Annotated in this window: 10 protein-coding genes; 9 read left to right on the top strand and 1 reads right to left on the bottom strand. The window is 67.1% G+C overall.

Features of this window, described 5'->3' with window-relative positions:
- The 7 genes from VML93_RS21020 to VML93_RS20990 form a co-directional block, all read left to right on the top strand.
- A partial coding sequence (locus tag VML93_RS21020; RefSeq protein WP_325613662.1) for an SDR family NAD(P)-dependent oxidoreductase occupies positions 1-1,814 on the top strand: 1,814 nt, incomplete at its 5' end.
- Entirely contained in the window at positions 1,811-7,267 is a 5,457-nt protein-coding gene (locus VML93_RS21015; RefSeq protein WP_325613660.1) for a type I polyketide synthase, read from the top strand. The genes VML93_RS21020 and VML93_RS21015, both read left to right, overlap by 4 nt.
- Entirely contained in the window at positions 7,264-11,694 is a 4,431-nt protein-coding gene (locus VML93_RS21010; protein ID WP_325613658.1) for a beta-ketoacyl synthase N-terminal-like domain-containing protein, read from the top strand. Before VML93_RS21015 ends, VML93_RS21010 begins: the two co-directional genes overlap by 4 nt.
- Positions 11,695-11,706: 12 nt before the next feature.
- The gene (locus VML93_RS21005; RefSeq protein WP_325613657.1) at positions 11,707-12,699 is read left to right on the top strand and encodes an ATP-binding cassette domain-containing protein; all 993 of its coding nucleotides are present in this window, start codon (positions 11,707-11,709) and stop codon (positions 12,697-12,699) included.
- Positions 12,699-13,547 (top strand): ABC transporter permease, encoded by an 849-nt coding sequence (locus VML93_RS21000; RefSeq protein WP_414686407.1) that lies wholly within the window; start codon positions 12,699-12,701, stop codon positions 13,545-13,547. The genes VML93_RS21005 and VML93_RS21000 overlap by 1 nt, the downstream gene beginning before the upstream one ends.
- Entirely contained in the window at positions 13,547-14,380 is an 834-nt protein-coding gene (locus tag VML93_RS20995; protein ID WP_325613653.1) for an ABC transporter permease, read from the top strand. The genes VML93_RS21000 and VML93_RS20995 overlap by 1 nt, the downstream gene beginning before the upstream one ends.
- A 37-nt stretch (positions 14,381-14,417) precedes the next feature.
- A complete protein-coding gene (locus VML93_RS20990) occupies positions 14,418-15,686 on the top strand; it encodes a phthiocerol/phthiodiolone dimycocerosyl transferase (RefSeq protein WP_325613651.1) in 1,269 nt (422 codons plus the stop codon).
- 98 nt (positions 15,687-15,784) lie between these two features.
- Here VML93_RS20990 and pks2 read toward each other — a convergent pair whose 3' ends face one another.
- Complete coding sequence (gene pks2, locus VML93_RS20985; RefSeq protein WP_325613650.1) at positions 15,785-22,102, bottom strand: sulfolipid-1 biosynthesis phthioceranic/hydroxyphthioceranic acid synthase; 6,318 nt, start codon at positions 22,100-22,102, stop codon at positions 15,785-15,787.
- 365 nt (positions 22,103-22,467) lie between these two features.
- Here pks2 and fadD28 point away from each other — a divergent pair, with 365 nt between their 5' ends.
- Entirely contained in the window at positions 22,468-24,210 is a 1,743-nt protein-coding gene (fadD28, locus tag VML93_RS20980; RefSeq protein WP_325613648.1) for a fatty-acid--AMP ligase FAAL28/FadD28, read from the top strand.
- 83 nt (positions 24,211-24,293) lie between these two features.
- On the top strand, positions 24,294-26,864 hold the full coding sequence (locus VML93_RS20975) for an MMPL family transporter (protein ID WP_325613646.1): 2,571 nt from the start codon (positions 24,294-24,296) through the stop codon (positions 26,862-26,864).
- Positions 26,865-26,985 lie beyond the last annotated feature (121 nt).

The raw sequence follows: 26,985 nt of genomic DNA, 5'->3' as shown, positions 1-26,985 counted from the left end.
CCGCCTGGCACTCATTGTGCGAGGTCGGCCGGCTGGCCCCGGGCGAACGCGTGCTGATCCATTCCGCCACCGGCGGTGTCGGCATGGCCGCGGTTTCGATCGCCCAGATGCTCGGTGCCCGCATCTACACCACGGCCGGCTCGGAGGCCAAGCGCGAGATGCTGTCCGGGCTCGGTGTCGAGTACGTCGGCGATTCCCGGACCGTGGACTTCGCCGACGAAATACTCGAGCTCACCGACGGCTACGGTGTCGACGTCGTGCTCAATTCACTGGCGGGCGAGGCGATTCAGCGTGGCGTGCAGATATTGGCTCCTGGCGGCCGGTTCATCGAGCTGGGCAAGAGGGACGTCTTCGCCGACGCCAAGCTGGGATTGGCCGCGCTGGCCAAGAGCGCATCCTTCGCTGTGGTCGACCTCGACCTGAACCTCAAGCTGCAGCCGGCGAAGTATCGCCAACTGCTGCAACACATTCTGGGGCACGTAGCCGATGGCAAGGTCGAGGTGCTGCCGGTGACCGAGTTCAGCCTGCACGACGCGGCCGACGCGTTCCGGCTCATGGCATCGGGTAAGCACACCGGCAAGATCGTCATCACGATCCCGGATAGCGGCAGCATCGAGGCGGTCGCGTCCCCGCCGCCGCTACCACTGGTCAGCCCCGACGGCGGCTACCTGATCGTCGGCGGCATGGGTGGCCTGGGTTTCGTGGTCGCGCGATGGCTGGCCGAACAAGGCGCGGGATTGATTGTCCTGAACGGACGTTCGGGTCCCGACGACGAAGTTCGGGGCGCCATCGATGAACTGAACGCCGCGGGTCACCGCGTCGAGGTGGTCACTGGCGACATCGCCGAGCCCGGCACGGCCGAGCGGCTGGTGGAAGCGGTCGAAAACGCCGGTTTCCGCCTGGCCGGAGTGCTGCACAGCGCCATGGTTCTCGCCGACGAGATCGTGCTGAACATGACCGATTCCGCCGCCCGGCGGGTGCTCGCTCCGAAGGTCACCGGCAGCTGGCGGCTGCATGAGGCCACCGCCGCGCGCGACGTCGACTGGTGGCTGACCTTCTCCTCGGCGTCGGCGCTGCTCGGCACGCCAGGGCAGGGTGCGTATGCGGCGGCGAACTCGTGGGTCGACGGCCTGGTCGCCTATCGGCGCGCCCTCGGGCTGCCCGCCGTCGGAATCAACTGGGGCCCATGGGCCGAAGTCGGGCGTGCGCAGTTCTTCGCCGATCTCGGCGTCTCGCTGATCACCGTCGAGCAGGGGCTGGCGGCGATGCAGACGGTGCTCGCCGCCGACCGCGGCCGGACCGGCGTGCTCCACCTCGACGCCCGGCAGTGGTTCCAGTCCTTCCCGGCGGTGGCGGGGTCGTCGCTGTTCGCCAAGCTGCGCGACACAACGGCAGTGGAACGACGCGGCGGCGGCAAGATCCGGGCGCAACTGGACGCGCTCGACCCGGCCGAACGCCCCGGACATCTGGCGGCAGCGATCGCCGACGAGATCCGCGGCGTGCTGCGCTCCAGCGATCCCATCGACCACAACCGGCCGCTGGAGACGCTGGGTCTCGACTCACTGATGGGCCTGGAATTGCGAAACCGGCTGGAGTCGAGTCTGGACATCACGCTGCCGGTCGCGCTGGTCTGGGCCTATCCCACGATCAGCGATCTCGCCGGCGCCCTGTGTGAACGGATGGACTACGTCACACCGGTCGCGGCACAGGAGGCGTCCGACGAGGAGCCCGAATTGTCGGACGAGGAAATGGACTTGCTCTCCGATCTGGTCGACGCCAGCGAGCTGGAAGCCGCTACGAGAGGCGATTCATGACAAGTCTGGCGGAGCGCGCGGCGCAGCTGTCGCCGAACGCGCGAGCGGCCTTGGCGCGCGAGCTGGTCCGGGCCGGTACGGCGTTCCCGACCGACATCGCAGAGCCGGTGGCGGTGGTGGGCATCGGTTGTCGCTTCCCGGGGAATGTGACGGGGCCGGAAAGCTTTTGGCAGCTGCTGGTGGACGGCGTGGACACGATCAGCGAGGTGCCGCCGGATCGGTGGGACGCGGACGCGTACTACGACCCCGACCCGTCGGCATCGGGGCGGATGACGACGAAGTGGGGCGGTTTCCTGCGCGACGTCGACGAATTCGACGCCGACTTCTTCGGCATTACACCCCGCGAGGCCGTGGCGATGGATCCGCAGCATCGGATGCTGCTCGAGGTCGCCTGGGAGGCGCTCGAACATGCCGGCATTCCACCGGATTCCCTGAGCGGCAGCCGAACCGCTGTGCTGGCCGGGCTGTCGTCGTGGGACTACACGATCGTCAACATCGAGCGCATGGCCGACATCGACGCGTACCTGAGCACCGGAACACCGCACTGCGCAGCGGTGGGACGCATCTCGTACCTGCTGGGATTGCGCGGTCCGGCCGTCGCCGTGGACACCGCGTGCTCGTCGTCGTTGGTGGCGATCCACATGGCGTGTCAGAGCCTGCGGCTGCGCGAGAGCGATGTGGCACTGGCCGGCGGGGTGCAGCTCACCTTGTCCCCATTCACCGCCATCGCGCTGTCCAAGTGGTCGGCGCTGTCGCCGACGGGGCGGTGCAACAGCTTCGACGCCAACGCCGACGGGTTCGTGCGCGGCGAGGGCTGCGGCGTGGTGGTGCTCAAGCGGCTGTCCGACGCGATCCGCGACCAGAATCGGGTGCTGGCGGTGGTCCGTGGTTCGGCGACCAACCAGGACGGGCGGTCCAACGGTATGACCGCACCGAACGCGCTGGCGCAGCGCGACGTGATCACGTCCGCCCTCAAGCTCGCTGACGTCACCCCCGACAGTGTGAACTATATCGAAACGCATGGCACCGGAACGGTTTTGGGAGACCCCATCGAGTTCGAGTCGCTGGCGGCTACTTACGGCCGCGGCGAGGGTTCGTGCGCTCTCGGGTCGGTCAAGACCAACATCGGCCATCTGGAGGCGGCCGCCGGCGTGGCCGGATTCATCAAGACGGTGCTGGCGGTGGAGCGCGGGCGCATTCCGCGCAATCTGCACTTCACCCGGTGGAACCCGGCCATCGACGCGTCGGCGACGCGCCTGTTCGTGCCCACCGAGAGCGGCCCCTGGCCGGCGGGCGCCGGCCCGCGCCGGGGAGCGGTGTCCTCGTTCGGTCTCAGTGGGACCAACGCGCATCTGGTGATCGAACAGGCGCCAGACGCCCCGGTCCCGACGTCCTCTGGGGCGCAGCATGTTTCGGCTCTGACCATGTCGGGCAAGACGGCCGCCCGGGCCGCCTCCATGGCCGCGGCGCTGGCCGACTGGATGTCCGGACCCGGTGCGACGGCAGCGCTGGCCGACGTCGCGCACACCCTGAACCAGCACCGGCCCCGGCACGCGAAGTTCGCGACCGTGGTCGCGCGCGACCGCGCCGAGGCCATCGCCGGGTTGCGGGCGCTGGAGGCAGGACAGCCGCGCGTCGGGGTGGTGGGCTGCGATCAGCACGCCAGCGCGCCCGGCCGGGTGTTCGTGTATTCGGGTCAGGGTTCGCAGTGGGCCGGGATGGGCCGGCAGCTACTGGCCGACGAGCCGGCGTTCGCCAAGGCGGTAGCCGAGCTGGAGCCGATATTCGTCGCACAGGTTGGCTTTTCGCTGTACCAGACACTCGCCGACGGCGACGAGGTGGTGGGCATCGACCGTATCCAGCCGGTGCTGGTCGGCATGCAGCTGGCGCTGACCGAATTGTGGCGGTCCTACGGGGTGACTCCGGATGCGGTGATCGGGCACTCGATGGGTGAGGTGGCCGCGGCGGTGGTCGCCGGCGCGTTGACGCCCGAGCAGGGCCTGCGGGTGATCGCGACCCGTTCGCGGTTGATGGCGCGGCTGTCCGGTCAGGGGGCGATGGCGCTACTCGAGCTGGACGCCGAGGCCGCCGAGTCGCTGATCGCCGACTATCCGCAAGTGACGCTGGCGGTGCACGCATCGCCACGCCAGTCGGTGATCGCCGGGCCGCCGGAGGCGGTGGACGCGGTGATCGCGGCGGTGGCGGCGCAGAACCGGTTGGCGCGGCGCATCGAGGTCGACGTGGCCTCGCACAGCCCGATCATCGACCCGATCCTGCCCGAGTTGCGAAGCGCGCTGGCGGATCTGGCCCCGCAACGGCCGAGCATCCCGATCATCACCACCGTTTTCGAGAGCTCCCAGTCGACGATGGATGCCGCCTACTGGTCGGCCAACCTCCGCAACCCGGTCCGATTCCACCAGGCCGTCAGCGCCGCAGGCGCCGACCACCACACCTTCGTCGAGATCAGTCCGCACCCCGTGCTCACATACGCCATCACCGACACCCTGGACGGCGCCAGCAGCCATCTCGTCATGTCGGCGATGAACCGCGAGCATGACCAGACCCTGTTCTTCCACACCCAACTCGCCGCGCTGGGGGTGACCGCGGCCGACCACAGCAGCGGTCGCCTGGTGGACCTGCCACCCACGCCGTGGCAGCACAGCAGATTCTGGGTCGCGGACCGATCGGCGATGTCGCGGCTGGCCGCGGGCCACCCGCTGCTGGGCGTCCACATCGAAATGCCTTCCAGCGGTGGCCATGTCTGGCAGTCCGATGTCGGCACCGACGTATGTCCCTGGTTGGCCGACCACAAGGTGTTCGGCCAACCCATCATGCCGGCCGCCGGGTTCGCCGAGATCGCCCTGGCCGCGGCGAGCGAAGCGCTGGCGGCCGCCGACACCGTCATCAAGCAGTTCGAGGTGGAGCAGATGCTTCCCCTGGACAACCACACCCGCTTGACGACGCAGTTGATTCGCAACGCGGACAGCACGATTCGGGTGGAGATCTATTCCCGTTCGAGCAGTGGCGAGTTCACCAGGCACGCCACCGCCCGGGTGGAACAAGCGCCGCGCGACGCTGCACCCGCGTACCGCGAGCCGAGCGGTTCGTCGAACGCGACGACCGTGTCGCCGGCCGATTTCTATGCCCTGCTGCGCCAGACCGGTCAACACCACGGTCCCGCCTTCGCGGGCTTGACCCGGATCAGCCGCCTGCCCGACGGTTCCGCGGAAACCGAGATCACCTTTCCCGACGAGGCTCCCCGCCATCCCGAGTATCGACTGCACCCCGTCGTGCTGGACTCCGCACTGCAAAGCATGGCCGCCGCGGTTTCCGACGGCGAAGTCGCCGGGTCAGCCGAAGCCTCTTATCTGCCAGTGTCATTCGAGACGATCCGGGTGTACCGCGATATCGGCCGGCACCTGCGGTGCCGCGCGCAGCTGACCAACCTGGACGGCGGCTCCGGCAAGTTGGGCAAGGTCGTCCTGATCGACGATTCCGGCTCGGTTGCAGCCGAGGTCGACGGCATTTATCTGCGCCGCGTCGAACGCCGCGCGGTACCACTGCCTTTGACGCAGAAGATCTTCGACGCCGAATGGGTGGAAAGCCCGATCTCGGCCGATGCCGAGACATCCGCCACCGACGTGGCGCGCGGAAGTTGGCTGGTCCTCGCCGACCCGGCGCTGGGCCCCGAGGCCAAATCGATGGCAGACGAATTCGTCGGGCGATGGCACTCACCGGACCGGCGGGTGCACACCGCCAAACTCGACGACGAATCGGCGATGCTCGCCGCATTCGCCGAAACCGCAGGCGATCCCGAGCTTCCGCCCGTGGGCATCGTCGTCTTCGTCGGCGGCGCCTCGACCGGACTGGACGACGGGCAGGTGGCAGCGCGGGAGGCGGTGTGGTCGATCACGACCGTCGTTCGCGCGGTCGTCGGCACCTGGCACGGCCGGTCACCGCGGCTGTGGCTGGTCACCCGGGGCGGACTGTCCGTTCACGACGACGAGCCCGTGGCCCCCGCGACCGCCGCTTTGACGGGCCTGGTGCGAGCTCTGGCGTTCGAGCATCCGGACCTGCGCGCCACCATGCTCGACCTCGATGCCACGCACGATCCGTTCACCGCCCTCACCGAGGAACTGCACCATTCCGCCACCGCGTCCGTCGGTGATGACGTGATCGCGCACCGCGGTGACCACCGATTCGTCGAACGGCTGTCGCACGCCACAATCGATGCGAGCAAGCACAATCCGGTGGTCCGCCCCGGAGCGGCATACATCGTCACCGGTGGTCTGGGCGGTCTCGGCTTGGTCGTCGCGCGTTGGCTGGTGGACCGCGGGGCGGGCCGCGTGGTCCTCAACGGCCGCAGCGAGCCCAACGACGAGCAGCGCAAGGTGCTGACCGAATTGGAGGCCCGCGCCGAAATCGTGGTGGTCCGTGGCGATGTGGCAGCGCCGGGCGTGGCCGAAAGCCTGATCGAAGCGGCCGGAAAATCCAATCTGCGCGGCATCGTGCACGGCGCGGCGGTCATCGAAGACAGCCTGGTGTTCTCCATGACCAGAGACAACCTGGAGCGGGTGTGGGCGCCCAAGGCCGCCGGAGCGCTGCGCATGCACCACGCCAGCACCGACTGTGAGCTCGACTGGTGGCTCGGATTCTCCTCCGTTGCTTCACTATTGGGCTCCCCTGGCCAAGGCGCGTACGCCTGCGCCAGCGCCTGGCTGGACGCGCTGGTCGGCTGGCGCCGCAAGGCGGGTCTGCCCGCGGCGGCGATCAACTGGGGGCCGTGGTCGGAGGTGGGCGTCGCCCAGGAACTGGTGGGCAGTGTTCTCGACACGATCACGCCGGCGGAGGGCATCGAGGCGCTCGACGCGCTGCTGGCCGCCGACCGGGCCCTGACCGGCGTTGCCCGACTGCGCGCCGACCGGGCATTGATCGCTTTCCCGGAGATCCGCGGCATCGGCTACTTCACCAGGGTGGTCGAGGAACTCGATTCGGTGGGCGACCTCGGCGACTGGGCCGGTCCGGACGGGCTGCGCGAGCTCGACCCCGCGGAAGCCCAGCGCGCGGTGACCGAGCGCATGTGCGCGCGCATTGCCGCGGTGATGGGCTACGCCGACCGATCGGCCGGAGATGCCGGGATCGCCTTGGACAAGCCCCTGACCGAGCTGGGGCTGGATTCTCTGATGGCGGTGCGGATCCGCAACGGCGCACGGGCGGACTTCGGCGTGGAGCCGCCGGTGGCGCTGATACTGCAGGGTGCGTCCCTGCAAGACCTGACCATCGACATGATGCGCCAACTCGGGCTTTCGGACCCTGAGGAGGCGCAGGAACAGGCTGACATCGTCCGCGACCGGGCGCAGCAGCGCGCGGCGGCGCGACACGGAGCCGCGATGCGGCGCAGACCTAAACCTGGACCGGCTAGACCTGAAGTACCGAGAGGACAAAACCAGTGAGCATCCCCGACAACGCGATCGCGGTGGTCGGCATGGCCGGCAAATTCCCGGGCGCCAATGATCTTTCGGCCTTCTGGAGCAATCTGCGGCGCGGCAAGGAGTCGATCGTCACGCTGTCCGAACAGCAGCTGCGCGACGAAGGAGTCAGCGAGCAGACACTGGCCAATCCGGCGTATGTGCGTCGCGCTCCGCTACTTGACGCGATCGATGAGTTCGACGCTGACTTCTTCGGGTTCCCGCCGCTGGCCGCGCAGGTGCTCGACCCACAGCACCGGTTGTTCCTGCAGTGCGCGTGGCATGCGCTCGAGGACGCCGGCTGTGACCCCGCGCAATTCGACGGCTCGATCGGCGTGTACGGAACCAGCTCTCCCAGCGGCTATCTGCTGCACAACCTGCTGTCCCATCGCGACCCGAACGCCGTTTTGGGCGAGGGGCTCAACTTCGACCAGTTCAGCCTGTTCCTGCAGAACGACAAGGACTTTCTGACCACCCGGATATCCCACGCGTTCAACTTGCGCGGCCCGAGCATCGCGGTGCAGACCGCGTGCTCGTCGTCGCTGGTCGCGGTGCACCTGGCCTGCCTGAGCCTGCTGTCCGGCGAGTGCGACATGGCGCTGGCCGGCGGATCGTCGCTTTGCATCCCGCACCGCGTCGGCTACTTCAACTCGCCGGGATCGATGGTGTCAGCGGTCGGCCACTGCCGGCCCTTCGACGTGCGGGCCGACGGCACGGTTTTCGGCAGCGGTGTCGCGATGGTGGCGCTCAAAACCCTGCAGGCCGCCATCGACGCCGGGGACCGCATTCACGCGGTCATCCGCGGGTCGGCGATCAACAACGACGGCTCGGCGAAAATGGGCTATGCGGCGCCCAATCCGGCCGCCCAGGCCGACGTCATCGCCGAAGCCCACGCGGTGTCGGACGTCGATGCGTCGACCGTGAGCTACGTCGAGTGCCACGGCACCGGCACCCCGCTCGGTGACCCCATCGAAATCCAAGGACTCCGAACGGCGTTCGAGATATCTGAAACACCCCGGCCCGGCCCCTGCGTGTTGGGCTCGGTCAAGTCGAACATCGGCCACCTGGAAGTCGCCGCCGGAATCGCGGGCCTGGTCAAAACGATTCTGTGCCTGAAGAATCGGGCGCTTCCCGGGACGCTGCACTACACCAGCCCGAACCCGGAACTGCGTCTGGACCAAAGCCCGTTCGTGGTGCAGAGCAAGTACGGCCCCTGGGAGTGGGACGGAGTGCTGCGGGCCGGGGTGAGCTCGTTCGGCGTGGGCGGCACCAACGCGCACGTCGTGCTCGAGGAGGCACCGGCGGTCACCGCGCGCACCGAGCCGACCGGCCCGCAGGTGCTGCTGCTGTCGGCGAAAACGGCTGCTGCGCTTGGAGACTCGCGCACCGCCCTGGCCGCCGCGTTGGAGCGGCCGGATGCCCCGGACCTGTCCGACATCGCCTATACGCTCACCCGGCGCCGCAAGCACAACGTCACGATGGCCGCCGTCGTGCACGACCGGGAGCACGCGGCCACGGTCCTGCGCGCAGCCGAGCACGACAACGTGTTCGTCGATGAATCCTCGGACGCCGGCGCCACCGACGCCGTCACATCGGCCGCGGAGCGGATCGTGTTCCTGTTTCCCGGGCAGGGCGCTCAGCACGTCGGAATGGCGAAAGGGCTCTACGACACCGAGCCCGTTTTCGCCGAGCACTTCGACGCCTGCGCCGCCGGATTCCGCGAAGCGATGGGTGGGGACCTGCAAAACGAGATATTTAGCGGTACCGCAACGGATCTGGAGCGCATCGACCGCTCGCAGCCGGCGCTGTTCACGGTGGAATACGCGCTCGCGAAGCTGGTCGACAGCTACGGTGTGCGCGCCGGGGCGTACATCGGCTACAGCACCGGCGAATACATCGCGGCCACCCTGGCCGGGGTGTTCGATCTCGAGATGGCGATCAAGACGGTGTCGCTGCGGGCCCGCCTGATGCATGAGTCGCCGCCGGGGGCGATGGTCGCGGTCGCGGTCGGTCCCGATGACATCGCTCAGTACCTCTCGGGCGGCGTCGAGCTGTCGGCGGTGAACGATCCCGGCAACTGTGTGGTCGCCGGGCCGAAAGACGAGATCCGCGCGTTCACCCAACGTCTCAATGAGGCCGGCATACCCGTCCGGCGGGTTCGCGCGACCCACGCATTCCACACCAGCTCAATGGATCCGATGCTGCCGGACTTCCAGGAGTTCATGTCCCGGCAGCAGTTGGGCGCGCCGCGCATCCCGCTGCTGAGTAACCTCACCGGTACCTGGCTGTCCGAGCAGCAGGTCACCGATCCGGCCACCTGGACGCGTCAGATCAGTTCCACGATCCGTTTCGCCGACGAGCTCGATGTGGCGCTCTCCGAGCCGGGCCGGATCCTGGTCGAGGTCGGCCCGGGTGGCAGCCTGACCGGTTCGGCGATACGGCACCCGAAGTGGTCCAACGGGCACCGCTCCGTTCGGCTCATGCGTCACCCGATCCAGAACGCCGATGACCGCGACACGTTCCTGCGCGCTCTAGGTGAGCTCTGGTCGGCCGGAGTCGATGTCGACTGGACACCGCGGCGTCCGGCAGCGCCGCACCTCGTTTCGCTGCCGGGTTATCCGTTTGCCCGCAAACGGCATTGGGTCGACCCCAATCACACGGCCTGGGCGCACGTTGCCGCCGCGAGCAATGGCTCACCGGTCGGCGCCGGGGTTACCGCTTCCGCCACCTCGAACGGGACACCCGGCGAGTCGCAGACCGAAGCCGTGCTGCACCGCATCTGGGCGCAATGCCTGGGCGTGCCCGAGGTGGATCGAAAAGCCAATTTCTTTGACATGGGCGGCGATTCCCTGATGGCGATCAGCATCGCGATGGCGGCGGCCAACGAAGGGCTGACCATCACGCCGCAGGATCTGTACGAACACCCCACCCTGGCCTCGCTGACGGCCGCCGTCGATGCCTCGTTCGCCTCCAGCGGGTTGGCCAAACCCCCAGGGGCCGAGGCGCATCCCGCGGTTTCGCCCAACATCGCGTACCTGCTCGACCGGGGATTGCGCGACACCGGCCGCTGGCGCGTCCCGCTGATCCTGCGACTCGACCCCAAGATCGGGCTGGACGACATTCGGGCGGCGCTGACCGCGGTGGTCAACCATCACGACGCATTGCGCCTGCACGTTGTCGAGAACGCCGGAATGGCGGAGCAGCACATCGCACCCCCGGGAGAGTTCACTCGCCTCTCGACCGCGTCGCTGCCCGACGATGTGGCGGCCGGCAGCGCCGAAGAGCGGGCCGCGGTGTCCAAAATCCTGGCCGAACTCATCACGAGCCAAAGTGATTCGAACGCACCGCTGGCCGCCGTGCACATCACTTCCGCGCACGGCGGTCCGCACTACCTGGGCCTTGCCATGCACGAGATCGTCAACGACGACGCGTCGCGGCAGATCCTGGGGACCGACATCATCACCGCGTTCGGGCAACGGCTGGCAGACCAGGAGATCACCCTGGAAGCGGTCACCACCGGCTGGCGCGAATGGTCGCTACGCTGCGCGGCTCTGGCGACCCATCCGGCGGCCCTGGACTCTCGCTCGTACTGGATCGAGAACGCGGACAAGGTGACCTTGTGGCTGGCCGAATCATCCAGCCAACCGCCAGGTGCCGACGATCTGACCAAGTTGTCGTCCGCGCTGAGCGTCGAGCAGACCTCCGAGCTGGATGACGCCCGCCGCCGGTTCCGCCGGTCGATTCAGGAGATCGTGCTGGCCGGGCTCGGCCGGACGATTGCCCAGACGGTCGGTGACGGCGTGGTCGCCGTCGAGCTCGAGGGCGAGGGCCGGTCGGTGCTGCGGCCCGACGTCGACGTGCGCCGGACCGTCGGCTGGTTCACCACGTACTACCCGGTTGCGCTGGAATGCGCGAAAGGCTCTGGCGCGGCGGCGATTCAGCAACTGGACAACGTGCACAACACCCTCAAATCCGTTCCGCACTACGGAATCGGCTACGGCCTGCTGCGGTACCTGTACGCACCGACCGGACGCGTGCTGGGAGCGCAGCGCACACCCGACATCCACTTCCGGTATGTGGGCGTGATCCCCGAGCTGCCCCCCGTCGATGCTCCGGTACAGTTCGACTCCGACATGACGATGCCGGAGCGCGAGACGTTGCCCGGCCTCGGCCATCCCATCGAACTTCGGGTGTACCGGGCCGGCGGCTCACTGCATCTCGATTGGTGGTACGACACCCGCCGGATCCCGCAGGCCACCGCGGAAGCGCTGGCGCGCAACTTCCCGCTCGCGCTCAGCGACCTGATCCAGGAAGGCATTTCGGCGGAGCAGGACGAGCAGGCCGAGAGCGAAATGCTCGGCGCACACGAAGCGGGTGCGCTGGTGGACCTGTCCAGCCTGGATGCGGGCTGAGGGAGGGATCTGATGACTGACAACGACATGGCCGTGGTGGTTCGCGGGATTCGCAAGGCATACGGCAAGGTGGTGGCGCTGGACGACGTCAGTTTCGACGTCGGCCGCGGTGAAGTGATTGGTCTGCTTGGCCCGAATGGGGCGGGCAAGACCACCATGGTGGACATCCTCTCGACGCTGACCCGGCCGACCCAAGGCTCGGCGATCGTCGCCGGCCACGACGTCGCTTCGGAGCCGGCGGGTGTGCGCCGCTCGATCATGGTCACCGGACAGCAGGTGGCTGTCGACGACATGCTTTCCGGGGAGCAGAACCTGGTGATGTTCGGTCGGCTGTACGGGCTGAGCAAGTCTGCGGCGCGCCAGCGGGCGCAGGAGCTGCTTCAGCAATTCGACCTGGTGCACGCCGAGAAGCGGAAGGTGAGCACCTACTCGGGCGGGATGCGTCGACGGATTGACATCGCGTGCGGATTGGTGGTCCGACCCGAAGTAGCGTTCCTGGACGAGCCCACCACAGGGCTGGATCCACGCAGCCGACAAGCTATTTGGGATCTGGTGGTCAGCTTCAAGAAGCTCGGCATCGCCACGCTGCTGACCACGCAGTATCTCGAGGAAGCGGATGCGCTCAGTGACAGGATCATCCTGATCGATCACGGCAAGATCATCGCCGAGGGCACTGCACATGAACTCAAGCACCACGCCGGCGACACATTGTGCGAGATAGTGCCGCGGGATCTTAAGGACATGGGCGCCATCGTCCTAGCCCTCGGTTCGCTGTTGCCCGATCAAACCAGAGCCATGCTGACGTCCGAATCGGACCGCATTGCAATGCCGGCGCCAGACGGGACGAGAACGCTCCTCGAGGCCGCGCACCGGATCGACGAAGCGAACATCGAGCTGGCCGACATTGCGCTGCGCCGGCCGTCGCTCGACGACGTATTCCTCTCCCTCACGGCAGATCCCAGCGAAGCCCACGCGTTGAGTCACGTGGCGTCCGGGGCCGTGTGATGAGTGCGCCAACCATCAGTCTGAGGTTGGACCCCGGCATGGCCAAGCCACGCCCGAAGAAGCTCACGCAGTGGTGGGTGCTCACCACCCGTTTCATCGTGCCCACGTTGCGCAACGGAGAGTTGATCACCGCGGTAGGCGCAGCGGGGGCTTTCACAGCGGGCATCTACATTCCGTTCAATATCGCGTGGAACCGCTTTGTGGGTGGCGGCAGTTCGGGCGTCGCCAGCAACATCGGGCAATACATCACGCCGTTGATAATCCTGCAGGCCGTTTCGTTCGCCGCCATTTCCTCGGCCTTCCGGGCGGCGCTCGATTCGCAGCAGGGCGTCAATCGACGGTTCAGATCCATGCCGATGCCTCCGGTGACGCCGGTGGCTGCCCGGGTGTCAGCCGGCGTGTACCGATGCTGCATCGGCTTGGCGTCGTCGCTGGTCTGCGGCTACGTGATCGGATTCCGGTTCCACCGCGGAGCCCTCTACATCATCGGTTTCTGCCTGTTGGCGATCGTGATCGGGGCGGTGCTCTCCTACGCTGCGGACCTGCTCGGCACCGCTACCAAGAACCCCGACGCGATGCTGCCATTGCTCACCCTGCCGTGTCTGACCTTCGGGCTGCTGTCAGTGGGTCTCATGCCGCTGCGGCTGTTTCCGCTTTGGATCCACCCATTTGTCCAAGACCAACCCATCTCCCAATTCGTGATAGCGCTGCGCGCCCTGGCCGGGGACACCACCAAGAGAGTCCTACCGGTTACCTGGTCCGTCATGACGCCGACGCTGGCGTGGTTGATCGCTGTCACGCTGGTTCTGGTACCCACATCCCTCTTCCTGGTGTCCAGGCGGCCCTGATGACGATCCAAACGGCAAGTCGGGAAATCGGGCTTGCGCCCGCGCCTTCGCATTACCCGGAGAACTCCTTTCGGGTACTCGGTTCGACAACGCTGTTGCAGACTAAGCGGCTGCTGACGCGGTGGGGGCGTGACTATGTCACCGTCATCGAAGCACTCTTGTTCCCGATTATGTTCCTGCTGGTGCTCAAGATCGTGCTCGGCAGCCTGATTTACGCCATGACCCACGACAACGCGATGTACAGCCTGGTGCCGCTGCTCGCCCTGGGCGGGGCGGTCAGCGGCTCCACGTTCGTCGCGATCGACCTGATGCGCGAGCGCACCAGCGGGCTGCTGTCCCGACTATGGGTACTGCCCGTACACCGGGCATCGGGCATGCTGGCCCGGGTCCTCGCCGACGCGGTCCGGATTCTGATCACCACCATTGTGATACTGGGCGCCGGCGTCGCAATGGGCTTTCGGTTTCGACAGGGTCTGCTCCCGACCCTCATGTGGTTCAGTGTTCCGGTGATACTGGGCGTCGCATTCGCCATCGGCGTCACCACCGTGGCGCTTTACGCCGGCCAGGTACTCGCGGTGGAGATTGTCGAGGTGGGGCAGGCACTTCTGATTTTCTTCTCCACCGGTATGCTGCCGCTGGACCAATACCCGAAATGGATTCAGCCGGTTGTCGAGCATCAGCCAGTGAGCTACGCCGTCGCGGCGATGCGCGGATTGTCGACGGGCGGTCCGGTCCTCGTTCCGTATCTCGCGATGCTGGGGTGGACCGCGTTCATGTGCGTCACAAACGCGGTACCGCTGGCGATCGGCTACAAGCGCGCCAGCACGCATTGACGTTCAACGATTGAGTTGAAAGGGTGGGAGTCTCGAGGTGTTTGGCGGATCCGTGATCCGAAAGCTGTCGCACAGCGAGGAAGTTTTCGCCCAGTACGAGGTTTTCACGTCCATGACGATCGAGCTGCACGGTGTTGTCGACGTCGATGCGCTGTCGGATGCCTTCGATGCCCTGGTAGAGGCGCACCCGGTATTGGCCAGTCATATCGAGCCAAGCCCCGACGGCGGTTGGAACCTCGTTGCCGAGGACCTGCTGCACTCCGGGCTGTGTGTCGTCGACGGCACCGACACGAAACCGTGGGGCGCGGGCGGCGGGCCGCCGCCCGGAATTCAGCTCGATCAGACCGCATCCCTGCTGAATCTGCGATTGGCGCTCGGCAAGGGAACATCGCTGCTGACCGTGTATCTGCACCACAGCATCGCCGACGGTCACCATGGCGCAGGCCTTCTCGACGAGCTGTTCACCCGTTACACCGCGGTGGTAACCAACGGTGACCCCGGTCCCATAACCCCGGAGCCCGCGCCCGCGCCGCTCGAGGTGATGCTGGAAAGTCGGGGTATCAGGCGGCTCGGCGTAACGGGCGTCGAGCGTTTCATGCCGGTGATGTTCGCCTACGACCTACCTCCCTCCGTCCGGCCGACCCTGATCGCGCATCCCGGTTCCCCGCAAAGTGTTCCGGTCACCAGAGTCCGGCTCACCGAGGAGGAGACGACGGATCTGGTGCAGTTCTGCCAAGACAATCGAGTCAGCGTCAACACCGTGGTGGCGGGCGCGATCCTAATGACCGAGTGGCAGTTCCGCGAAACCCCGCACGTCCCGATTCCCTACGCCTATCCCGTCGATCTGCGGTACTTTCTCAACCCGCCAGTAAGGCCGACGGAAAGTACCAACCTGGTGGGAGTGGCGACCTACCTCGCCGAGATTGGGCCGGACACCGACATCGTTGATCTGGCAACGGATATCGGTGCCACATTCCGCGCCGACTTGACCGACGGCCTGATTCAGCAGTCGGCGCTGAACTTCGGCGTGGCATTCGAAGGAACTCCCCCCGGGCTGCCACCGCTGGTCTTCTGTACCGATGTCAGCGCGTTTCACATCCCGACACCCGAGGGAATGCAACTGGGCGAATTCCACGGCCAGTTCTTCTGTTCCATCACCGTCCCACTCGACTTCTATGGCTGTGGTATTCAGGACGGGAGAATGATCATCGAGCATCACGGACACATACCGGCCGAAGAGGTCCTCGAGGCGATCCGTTCCCTGCTGTGCGCGGTTCCCTCGGACTACGGCATGTTCATGGAGTGACCTGAAGAGGCGCGAGAAGTCCCCGCAAGCGGGAGGTACCCAGCAAAAGCACCCGATACTACGCCGAGCGTGCGGGTGCTTTTGCGTCTGCTCGGCAGCTATGTCGCCGTTGCGGCAGCCTCCTCCTCGACCAAGGTGTCCGCCAGGTGCTGAGCCAGGGCGCGAGCGGTGTTGTGGCTGGCAATCACCTTGGGAGACAGGCGGATCCCGGTCTCGGTTTCAATGTGAGTACGCATCTCGAGCATGCCCAGCGAGTCCAGGCCATACTCGACGAACGGGCGGTCGGCGTCGACGGTGCGACGCAGGATCACACCGGCCTGCTCGGCGATCAGACGGCGCAGCCGGGCGGCCCACTCGTCTTGCGGCAGCGCACTCAGCTCGGTGCGGAACTTGCTTGGCCCCCTTGAGCTTTGCCCAGTGGACTCGAACATCTGCCCCCACGGGCTGCGCCGAACCAGGTCGGCCAGCCAGGGCGCGCCGAGGATCGGTATGTACCCGCTGTAGGTGCGGTCAAAGCGCAGCAGCGTCTCGAAGGCGTACATACCTTCGTCGGGGGCGATCATGATTTCGCCGCCCTCGGCCAGGAACGTGGCACGGCCGACCTCGCCCCACGCGCCCCACGCGATCGCGCAGACCGGAAGACCCTGAGCACGGCGCCAGTGGGCGAAGGCGTCGACCCAGCTGTTGGCCGCCGCGTAGGCGCCCTGACCCGGCGAGCCCAGCAGGGCCGCGCCCGAGGAGAACAGGCAGAGCCAGTCCAGCGGCTGTCCGGCCGTGGCGCGGTGCAGGTTCCACGATCCGTAAACCTTCGGCGACCAGTCACGGTCGATCAGCTCGTCGGTGATGTTGGTCAGCGTCGCGTCTTCGACCACCGCCGCCGAGTGCAGCACGCCACGTAGCGGCAGCCCGGTGGCGGTTGCCGCGCTCACCAGGCGGTCTCCGGTCTCGGGCTCGGCTATGTTGCCGCACTCCACCACGATGTCGGCCCCGCTCTTGCGGAGACGCTCGATCGCCTGCCGGGCCCTGGGGTTGGGCTGGCTGCGGGCGGTCAGCACGATCCGCCCGCAACCCGCGGCGGCCATCTTCTCGGCGAAGAACAGACCCAGGCCACCCAAGCCACCGGTGATGATGTAGGCGCCGTCGCTGCGGAAGACCGGAGCCTGCTCCGGCGGCACCGCAACGCTTCTGCTGCCGGTGCGCGGTATGTCGAGCACGAGCTTGCCGGTGTGCTCGGCGTTGCTCATCGCCCGGATGGCGTTGGCCGCGTCGGTCAACGGGTAGTGCGTGCACTCCGGTGCGGTCAGCACACCTTCCGCGGCGAGCTTGAATACCGTTTGGAGCAACTCGCGGATCCGGCCGGGCTGGATGACGGTCATCAACGCGAGGTCCACGTAGTAGAAGGTCAGGCCGCGGCGGAACGGGTACAGCCCCAGCCGGGTGTTGCCGTACACGTCGGCTTTGCCGATTTCGACGAACTTTCCGCCGAAGGCCAACAGCTCCAGCCCCGCGCGTTGAGCGGCACCGGTGAGCGAGTTCAGCACGATATCGACGCCGTACCCGTCGGTGTCCTGCCGAATCTGCTCGCCGAACGCGACGCTGCGCGAGTCGTACACGTGCTCGATACCCATGTCGTGCAACATCTGTCGCTTGGCCGGGTTGCCGGCGGTCGCGAAGATCTCCGCTCCCGCGGCACGTGCGATTGAGATGGCCGCCTGGCCCACGCCGCCGGTTGCGGAGTGGATCAACACCTTGTCACCGGCCTTGATCCCGGCCAGGTCGTTCAGCCCGTACCAGGCGGTGGCATGCGCGGTGGCAGCCGAAACCGCCTGCTCGTCGGACAGGGCGTCCGGCAGCGTGATGGCAAGGTCGGCGTCACACGTCAGGAAGGTGCGCCAGCAGCCGCCCTCGGAAAAGCCGCCGACCCGGTCGCCGACCTGGTGGCCGGACACGCCCCCGCCGACCGCGGTCACCACACCGACGAAGTCCATGCCCAGCTGCGGCTTGCGGTCGTCGATGATGGGGAACTTGCCGAAAGCGATGAGTACGTCGGCGAAGTTGATCGTGGACATGCTGACCGCAACCTCGATCTGCCCGGGGCCGGGCGGAATGCGGTCACTGGCAACGAGTTCCAGCGATTGCAGGTCACCCGGATTGCGGATCGCCAGCCGCATGCCGTCGTGCTCGGGGTCCAAGACCGCGGTGCGACGCTCGTCATGGGCAAGCGGGCTGGGGCACAGCCGCGCCACGTACCACTCACCATTGCGCCAGGCGGTTTCGTCCTCCTCAGACCCGGACAGCAGTTGCTGGGTCACCTGTTCGACTGGCGTGTGCTCGTCGACGTCGACCTGGGTGGTGCGCAGCAGCGGATGTTCACTGCCGATCACTCGCAGCAGGCCACGCAGCCCGGCCTGCTCCAGGTTTGCCTCGTCTTCCGGCCGCACCAGCTGCGCTTGCCGGGTCAGCACGAACAGACGGGGCAGCTCCCCCTCCAATTCGGCCAGCTCGCGGGCCAGCCGAACCAGATGACGCACCTGTTCGCGGCCCTGCAGCAGGCTTTGCTCATCCGGGTCGCCGGCGCGAGGCCCGCAGAGGATCACCACACCGTCGAAGGAGCGGGCACGCAGTTGGCTGCCCAGCTTTTCGAGGGTCTTTTCGAGGGTCGTAGCTGCATCGGTGTGCCGCGGCAAGTGCAGGCTGGCACACTCCGCGCCTTGGGATTTCAGCGCGTCAGCCAACGTGGAAGCCAGCATGTCCGCGGCCTCGGTGGTGTCGATCAGCAGCCAGGATCCCGCTTCCTCGGAGACCTCGGGCAGGGTGCGCTGCTGCCAGTCGAGGGTCAGCAGCCGTTCGCTGAGCAGCCGGTCGCGTTCGCCGCTCTCGGAGGTCCCGGTGCCCATGTGCAGCCCGCGCACGGCCAACAGGATGTTCCCGTTCTCGTCCAGCACGTCGAGGTCGGCCTCACCGCCGGTCGCGTCGACCCTGGTCACGCGCGTGTAGCAGTAACGCGCATTGCGGGTGGGTCCATAGGCACGCAGCTGACGCACACCCAGCGGCAACAGCAGGCCGCCACCGACGCTCGCCGCGTCACTGGAGACGCCTGCGCCGACGGACTGGAAACAGGCGTCCAGCAGCGCCGGGTGGATGCAGTAGGCACCCTGCTGGAAGCGGATCGACGCGGGCAGCGCCACTTCGGCCAGCACGGTGCCGACTCCGGTCTCCGTGGTGCACGCGGTGGCGAGGCCGCTGAACGCGGGACCTAGCTGAACACCACGCTCGGAGAACGACTCCCGCATCTCGGCCCCGTTCACGCTGACCGGGTGCGCGGCCAACAGGCCCGCAATGTCGTAGCCGGCCGGTGCGGACTCGTCCTCTGCCGCATGCAAAGTCGCGGTGGCGTGCCGAGTGTTCTCACCCTCGACATTGGACTCCACCCCGAAGTTCACCAAACCTGGCGCGTCCAACGATGCGACGGCGTCGATCGGAGTCTGATCGTCGAGCAACAGCATCTGCTCAAAGGCGATGTCGCGGACCTCGGATCCCTCGCCGAAGACCTCCACGGCGGCGGACAGCGCCATCTCGCAGTAGGCGGCCCCGGGCAAAGCGGCCACGTTGTGCACCTGGTGATCGCCCAGCCAGGGCAGCGCCTGGGTGCCGACATCGGTCTGCCAGACGTGGCGCTCGGGCTCCTCGAGCAGCCGCACATGGGCGCCCAGCAGCGGATGTACGGCGATGGTGCAGGCGCCCTGCGCCTTCTCCTGTCCCTCGCCGTCGATGAACAGACGGGGGTGGGTCCACGTCGGCAGCGGCGAATCCACCAGCCGCCCGGTGGGATACAGCACCGAAAAGTCCACGGCAGCACCAGCGCTGTGCAGATCCGTCAGCACGCCGCGCAGCCCGTACGGCAGCGGCTGCTCGCGCCGCATGCCGGCCAGCGCAGCCACCGTCATGTCGAGACTGCGGGCGGTCTGCTCGACGGCGCGAGTCAGCAACGGGTGTGGTGACAGCTCGGCGAAGACACGGAAGCCGTCCTCCAGCGCGGCCTGCACCGCTGCGGCGAATTGCACGGTGTGCCGCAGGTTGTCCACCCAGTAAGCGCCATTGCACACCGGCCGCTCGCGGGGGTCGAACATGGTGGCCGAGTAGTACGGAACCTTGGGCACCATCGGTTGCAGATCAGCCAGCGCGGCGGCCAAGTCGTCGAGGATCGGGTCGACTTGCGGTGAGTGCGAAGCCACGTCGACGGCTATCTCGCGCGCCATCACCTCACGCTGCTCCCACCGTGCGACGAGATCGCGCACCGTTTCGGTGGCGCCGCCGATCACCGTCGACTCCGGCGAGGCCACCACCGAGACCGCGACATCGTCGATTCCGCGGGCCATGAGCTCTGAATTCACTTGCTTGGCAGGCAGTTCCACCGATGCCATGGCGCCCGAGCCAGAGATGCGCAGCATCAACTTCGAGCGGCGGCAGATGACGCGCGCGCCGTCTTCCAGCGACAACGCGCCGGCGACGACGGCCGCGGCCGACTCCCCCAGCGAGTGACCGACGACCGCACCCGGGCGCACCCCATAGGTCTTCTCCATGGTGGCGGCCAGCGCGACCTGCATCGCGAAGATGGTCGGCTGCACCTTGTCGATGCCGGTCACGGTCTCCTTCGCCGTCATCGCCTCGGTCACCGAAAAGCCCGACTCCGCCGCGATTACCGGCTCCAGTGCGGCGATGGTGGCGGCGAACTCCGGTTCGCACGCCAGCAGGTCGGCGCCCATCGCGGCCCACTGCGACCCCTGCCCGGAGAACACCCACACGGGTCCCCGTTCGCCCTGTCCCACCGCGGCGTCATACAGCAGCTCGCCCTCGGCGACCTCCCGCAGCCGCTCGGTCAGTTCCGCCGCCGTCTCCGCCACCACCGCGGTGCGCACCGTCCGATGTGCGCGACGGCGCGCCAGCGTGAAGGCCAGGTCGGACAGGTCCACTGGGTTGGAGGAGCGGGCTGCCCGATTGTCCAACCAGTCGGCGAGCCGCCGCGCGGTCGCACGCAGCCCGTCGGCGGACGTGGACGACAACGCGAACAGCCGCGGGCCCTCGGCGGCCTCGGCGGGAGCCTCTGCCCGAGCCGCCGCCGGCGGTTCCTCGATGATGGCGTGCACGTTGGTTCCCGACATCCCGAACGAGGAGACCGCGACCCGCTTCGGCGCGTGGCCGTTGCCGTTGCCGTTAGGCCACGGCGTAACCTCCTGCGGCATAAAGAGTTCCGTCTGGATCTCGGCAAGATCATCGGGCAGCCGGTTGAAGTGGAGCAGCGGCGGCACCAACCCGTTGCGCAGCGACATGATCGCCTTGATCAGCCCGACTGCCCCGGCCGCCGACTCGCTGTGTCCCATGTTGCTCTTGGCCGATCCGATGGCGCAGGGACCGCTGGCGCCATAGACCCGCGCCAGGCTCCGGTACTCGATCGGGTCACCGACCGGGGTACCGGTGCCATGCGCCTCCACCGCGCCGACGGTTTCGGGCTCAACGCCCGCGGCCGCCAATGCCGCCTGGTAGACGGCCACCTGCGCGTCCTCCGACGGCATCGTCAGCGTCTCGGTGCGACCGTCCTGGTTGGTAGCCGTGCCGCGCACCACCGCGAGGATCCGGTTGCCGTCGCGCAGCGCATCCGGCAGTCGCTTGAGCAACACCAGCGCCACACCTTCGGACCGCACAAACCCGTCCGCGTCGGTGTCGAACGAATGGCAGCGGCCGGTCGACGACAGCATGCCCTGGGCCGACGTCGCCACACTGCCGTCCGGCTCCAGCAGCACCGCGGCGCCGCCCGCCAACGCGAGGTCGCTTTCCCCGTCGTGCAGGCTGCGGCAGGCCAGGTGCACGGCCATCAGCCCCGAGGAGCACGCGGTGTCAAAGGTCATCGCCGGGCCATGCAGGCCCAGTGCGTAGGAGATCCGCCCGGACGCCACGCTGTTGTTCAAACCGGTGACCACGTATGGGCTGGCCAAACCGCCCGAACCTTTGGTGAGTACCAGGTAGTCCTCGTGGGTCAGCCCGGTGTACACGGCTGTCGAGGACCCGGCCAGCGACGCTGGATCCAGGCCGGCGTGCTCGATCGCTTCCCACGCGGTCTCCAGCAGCAGTCGGTGCTGCGGATCGATGGAAGTCGCCTCGCGCTCGCTAATTCCGAAAAACTCCGCATCGAAGCCGGCGACGTCGTCGAGAAACCCACCCCAGCGCGACACCGTCCGGCCGGGGACCCCCGGCTCAGGGTCGTAGTAGTCGTCGGCGTCCCAGCGGTCCGCCGGAATCTCGGTGACCAGGTCATCGCCGCGGACCAGCGATTCCCACAGCATGTCGGGCGAGTCGATCCCCCCGGGGAGCCGGCATCCCATGCCGATGACCGCAACGGGAGTGACACGTGTGTCCATCGCTTTATTAACCTCGTCTCGGATCAACCGGTGTGAACCCGACATCACCGGATTTTTATGGGCAACGAAATGGCCGCGGTGCCGCTCCCAGAGCCCCCAATCCGAGCTAACTCGGATCTTGACACCAGGCAGCTTAGACGTCCGAATGGGCACGGGTGTACAAAAACCGAGAATTCCCTGCTCCTCCACAGCTCTGTCCCCGCGCAGCAGGGCAACGGCGCAGGTGACGTCCGCGCCCTGGGTCGTCACACCGCCGCGAAACCGCTGTTGAGCTGGCGAAATGTGACTCACCGACACCTTGGGGCGTCCGGTCAGTTTCCAAAAAGCCGCTAAAACCGCCGAACCAGGCCGGTAACGTAATGCCCATGAATGTGCGTTCCCTTCCGTCCCTGCTGCGCGCGTGCGCCCGTCTGCAGCCCAATGACACGGCGTTCACGTTTATCGATTACGAGCAGGACTGGGAAGGCGTCGCGGAAAGCGTGACCTGGTTGCAGCTGTATCGGCGAACGCTGAACGTGGCACGGGAGCTGGGTACACACGGTTCGCCGGGTGATCGGGTAGTGATATCGGCACCACAGGGGATGGCTTACATCACTGCGTTCCTTGGTGCCTTGCAGGCCGGGCGTATCGCGGTTCCGCTTTCGGTTCCACTCGGGGGCGCCACCGATGATCGCTTTGATTCGGTACTCATCGATGCGTCACCCGTTGCCATTCTCACGACATCTTCGGCAGTAGACGATGTCGCCCAGCATTTAACGGCAGGCCCCGCTGAATCCGAACCCGCAGTCATCGAGGTTGATTCACTGGATCTGGACTCTCCGACTGGATCTGGTGCCGGGGACCCAGACCACCCGGCCACAGCGTATTTGCAATACACGTCAGGGTCGACGCGCACACCGGCCGGCGTAATGATGTCCCATCAGAACGTTCGGGTCAATCTGGAACAGCTGATACCTGATCTATTTGCGGATACGGATGGGGTCCCCCCGCCGGATGTGACGCTTGTATCGTGGCTGCCCTTCTATCACGACATGGGTTTGTACCTGGGGGTTTGTGCGCCGATCCTATTGGGATGGCGGGCAGTGCTCACGAGCCCGGCGTCGTTCCTGCAGCGTCCGGCCCGGTGGATGCGCATGTTGGCCAGCAATACCCACCCCTTTTCGGCAGCACCGAACTTCGCCTTTGATCTGGCGGCACGAAAAGTTTCGGACGCCGACATGGCCGGGCTCGACCTCGGCGACGTACATGCCATCCTCAGCGGGAGCGAGCGGGTACACCCCGCGACCCTTAAACGCTTCGCCGACCGCTTTGCGCGCTCCAACCTGCCAGCAAAGGCGATCCGGCCCGCGTATGGTCTCGCCGAAGCAACGGTCTACGTGGCGAGCAGCCGCGCGGGTCAGCCACCGGATCTCCTCGAGTTCGAGTCTGAGAAGTTGGCCGACGGCCATGCGGTGCGGTGCGCACCCGGGGACGGGACGCCGCTGGTCAGCTACCTGCTGCCGCCGTCGCCGATGGTGCGGATCGTCGATGCCGACACCTGTACCGAGTGTCCGGAGGGAAATGTCGGTGAGATCTGGGTGCACGGCGACAACGTGGCTGCCGGCTATTGGCAGAGGCCTGACGAGAGTGAGCGCACGTTCGGCGGGAAGATCGTCACCCCTTCGCCGGGCACGCCGGAAGGTCCCTGGCTGCGCACCGGCGACTCGGGTTTTGTCGCCGACGGCAAGATGTTCATCATCGGCCGGATCAAGGATCTGCTGATCGTGTACGGGCGCAACCACTCCCCCGACGACATCGAGGCGACGATCCAGGAGATCACCCGAAGCCGGTGCGCGGCGATATCGGTTCCCGGCGACCGCAGCTCCGAGAAACTGGTCGCCATCATCGAACTGAAGAAACGCGGTGAGACGGACGACGAGGCGCGGGCAAGGCTGGGCGCCATCAAGCGGGAAGTCACCTCGGCACTGTCGAATTCGCACGGTCTGAGCGTCGCGGATCTGGTTCTGGTAGCGCCCGGCTCGATCCCGACCACCACCAGCGGCAAGGTTCGGCGACGGGCGTGTGTCGAGCAGTATCGGCAGGATCAATTCGCCCGCTTGGACGCGTAGTCCCAGTCGGCCGTTCTAGCAGAATTTGGTACATCCGTTTGAAAACGTCCTCGACGGGCGCGCGTGTCAGTACGATTACGAGCGTGCCAGCCGACGGCAGCCGCACGTCACCCCGGCTCGCCAACCTCCTAATCGTCGCCGCCTGGATTGTGGTGGCGGTGATCGCAAACCTGATGTTCGCGCTGAGCCCGCCCAAAGCCACCGGCTCGGCGCTGCTGCCGCAGCACACCCAGACCAGCGCGGGCAACCGGATTGCGAAGGCATTCCCGGGCACCGGCACCAACGCCATCGCCTACCTGGTGCTGGAAGGACGCGGCGCGCTGGGATCCGACGACCAGCACTACTACGACGCCGCAGTCAGCGCCCTGCGCGCCGACACCAAGCACGTGGGATCCGTCCTCGACTGGTGGTCGGATCCCCTCACCGCCCCGATGGGAACCGGCCGCGAAGGCCGTTCTGCCACCGCACTGGTGTGGCTGGTCGGCGAGGCGGGAAGCGCCAAGGCGCAGGAATCGCTCGACGCTGCGCGGGCGGTGCTGCACAAGGTCCCGCTGGCGCCCGGCATCACCGCCCGCATCACGGTCCCGGCCACCACCAACGGCATGGCCCTGCACCTGGCGGTCTGGCAGGGCGCGGCGATCGCGGTCGTCGTTGCGGTGATCGCCGCCTTGCTGCTGTTGCGCGCCCGGCGATCCACGAAGGCCGTCGGGATCATGCTGCTCACGGCCGGGCTATCCGTCGCGGTGGCGTGGCCGCTCACCGGGCTGCTGGGGGGTCACCTCGGCGGAAACGTATTCACGGTGTTTTCCGCAACCCTGGCGGCCGTCCTGACGATCGGCATGATCACCGCATCCACCATGCTGCTCGCGCAGTCCCGCGGCAAGCTGCCCGCGTTGGCGCTGCCCGGGGCGTGCACCGTGCTGCTCACCGCTCCGCTGTTGCTGGCCCGGACCCCGGCGCTGCACAGTGTCGGTATGGCCGGCCTGGGTGTCGTTGTGGCACTTGCGGCTTCGTTGACGTTGCCGCCCGCCCTAACTGGTCCGACCGGATCCGCGGGACCGTCCGGCGGCACCCAGCCAGCTCGGCGGTCGGCAACCGGTTTCTCCAGGCCGGTTGTCGTCACCGCCATGGTGCTGGCGATCTGTGCACTGCCCGTCGTCGGGATGCGCTGGGGTCTGGCCGAAAACCCGGCCCCTACCAAGTCCGCGCAGATCCTCCCGGGGTATCCGCTGCCCGACGTGGTGGTGGTGGAATCGCCCCACGACCTTCGCGACCCGGGCGGGCTCATCGCCATCGATCAGGTCAGCCACCGGCTGATGGAGATTCCGGGCGTCCGCAAGGTGCAGTCGGCGGCCTGGCCGGGCGGCGTCCCGTGGAGTGACGCCTCGCTGACCTCGGCGATGGGCAGGCTCAGCGATCAGCTGGATCGCGGGGCCGGGTCGTTTGTGCCGCAGTTGAATGCGATCAAGTCACTGGGGACGATCATCGATCAGATGACCGGCGCGGTCAACGAGCTGGACGCGAGCATGAAGGTCGCTCTCGCCGGGGCCAACGAGATCCAGCGCAACGTCGACGTGCTGCTTTCGGGTACCCGGCAGATCAAGGGCGTGACGGGGGAAGTGTCGCGGTACATGCAACCCGTGCGCGGCTGGATGGGCGGCGTCCAGGACTGTCCCGCCGACCTGGTGTGCTCGTCGGTGGGCAAGGTTGTTGACGGCGTCGACACGGTGATCGGCGAAGTGACGACGCTGACGGACAGCGCGGACCACATCGGCGCCGTCGCGCGCAAGACCATCGGCGCCTTCGCCTCCGCACCGCGTGTGATGTTGCAAATGAAGTCGGCGCTGGCGAAGCTGCAAACCTTTGTGCCCAACCTGGAAACGACCATCAATAACACCCTGCCGCAGATCGTGCAGGTGTCGACGTTCCTGAAGACGGTCAGCACCGACTTCGCCGACACGGGCGAGGGTGGCTTCTATATCTCCCGGAAGTCGCTGGCGGATCCGTCGTACCAGTATGTGCGGCAAGCGATGTTCTCGACGGACGGGACGTTGACCCGCATATTCGTCTATTCCGACGGCGACAGACTGAACCTGGATTCCGCGGCACGCACCCAGCAGCTCGAAGGCGCGGCCGGTAAGGCGATGAAGTACGGCAGCCTGGTCGACAGCAAGATCGCGGTGGCCGGGGCCACGCAGGTGGCCTCGACTGTCCGCAGCGCCGACGAACACGACGCCGTGCTCTTGGCAGTCATGCTGCTCGCGGTAGTAGGCCTGATCGGCATGTGGCGCGGCGCCGTCAGTGGCATCGTGTCCGGCCTGGGGGTGCTGGCCTCGTATCTTGCCGCGCTGGGCATCTCGACTGCGGTGTGGCAGCACCTCCTGGGGCACGAGCTGCACGCCTCGGTGCCGCTGGTGTCGTTCGCCGTCCTCGCGGCCTTCGGCGTCCCGTATCTGGTCGCGGCCGCTGACGGGACGGTACGGGGGGCCGTCGCGATGCTCGGCGCCGCATTCGGTGCCGGACTGCTATTTGTGTCGGGAATTTCGGTCAGCGCCGCCAGTCAAGTTGGCACGGTTCTCGTGATCGGACTGGCCGGGCTGGCCCTGGTGGCGCGCGTGTGGCTGCCGGCCTTGCCGCAGCGCTCTGACGGCTAAAACGCGCAGGGTTGCGCCGATTTCGTGTCGGAGCCCGTGGATAACCTCAAGTACTACTGCCGCACCCATCTTTTGATGGAGACATTCTGGGGCTGATCAGCAACCCAAACAGGACGCAAGA

The organism is Mycobacterium sp., assembly GCF_035499775.1.
GTDB lineage: Bacteria > Actinomycetota > Actinomycetes > Mycobacteriales > Mycobacteriaceae > Mycobacterium.
Note: the sequence above shows the minus strand (reverse complement) of the source record. Positions and strands in the feature narration are given on the sequence as shown.

What these genes read in the sequence shown, in the direction of transcription:
- VML93_RS21015 (WP_325613660.1), top strand. Translation starts at nt 1,811, where the DNA reads ATGACAAGTCTGGCGGAGCGCGCGGCGCAGCTGTCGCCGAACGCGCGA.
- VML93_RS21005 (WP_325613657.1), top strand. Translation starts at nt 11,707, where the DNA reads ATGACTGACAACGACATGGCCGTGGTGGTTCGCGGGATTCGCAAGGCA.
- VML93_RS21000 (WP_414686407.1), top strand. Translation starts at nt 12,699, where the DNA reads ATGAGTGCGCCAACCATCAGTCTGAGGTTGGACCCCGGCATGGCCAAG.
- VML93_RS20995 (WP_325613653.1), top strand. Translation starts at nt 13,547, where the DNA reads ATGACGATCCAAACGGCAAGTCGGGAAATCGGGCTTGCGCCCGCGCCT.
- pks2 (WP_325613650.1), bottom strand. Translation starts at nt 22,102, where the DNA reads ATGGACACACGTGTCACTCCCGTTGCGGTCATCGGCATGGGATGCCGG.
- fadD28 (WP_325613648.1), top strand. Translation starts at nt 22,468, where the DNA reads ATGAATGTGCGTTCCCTTCCGTCCCTGCTGCGCGCGTGCGCCCGTCTG.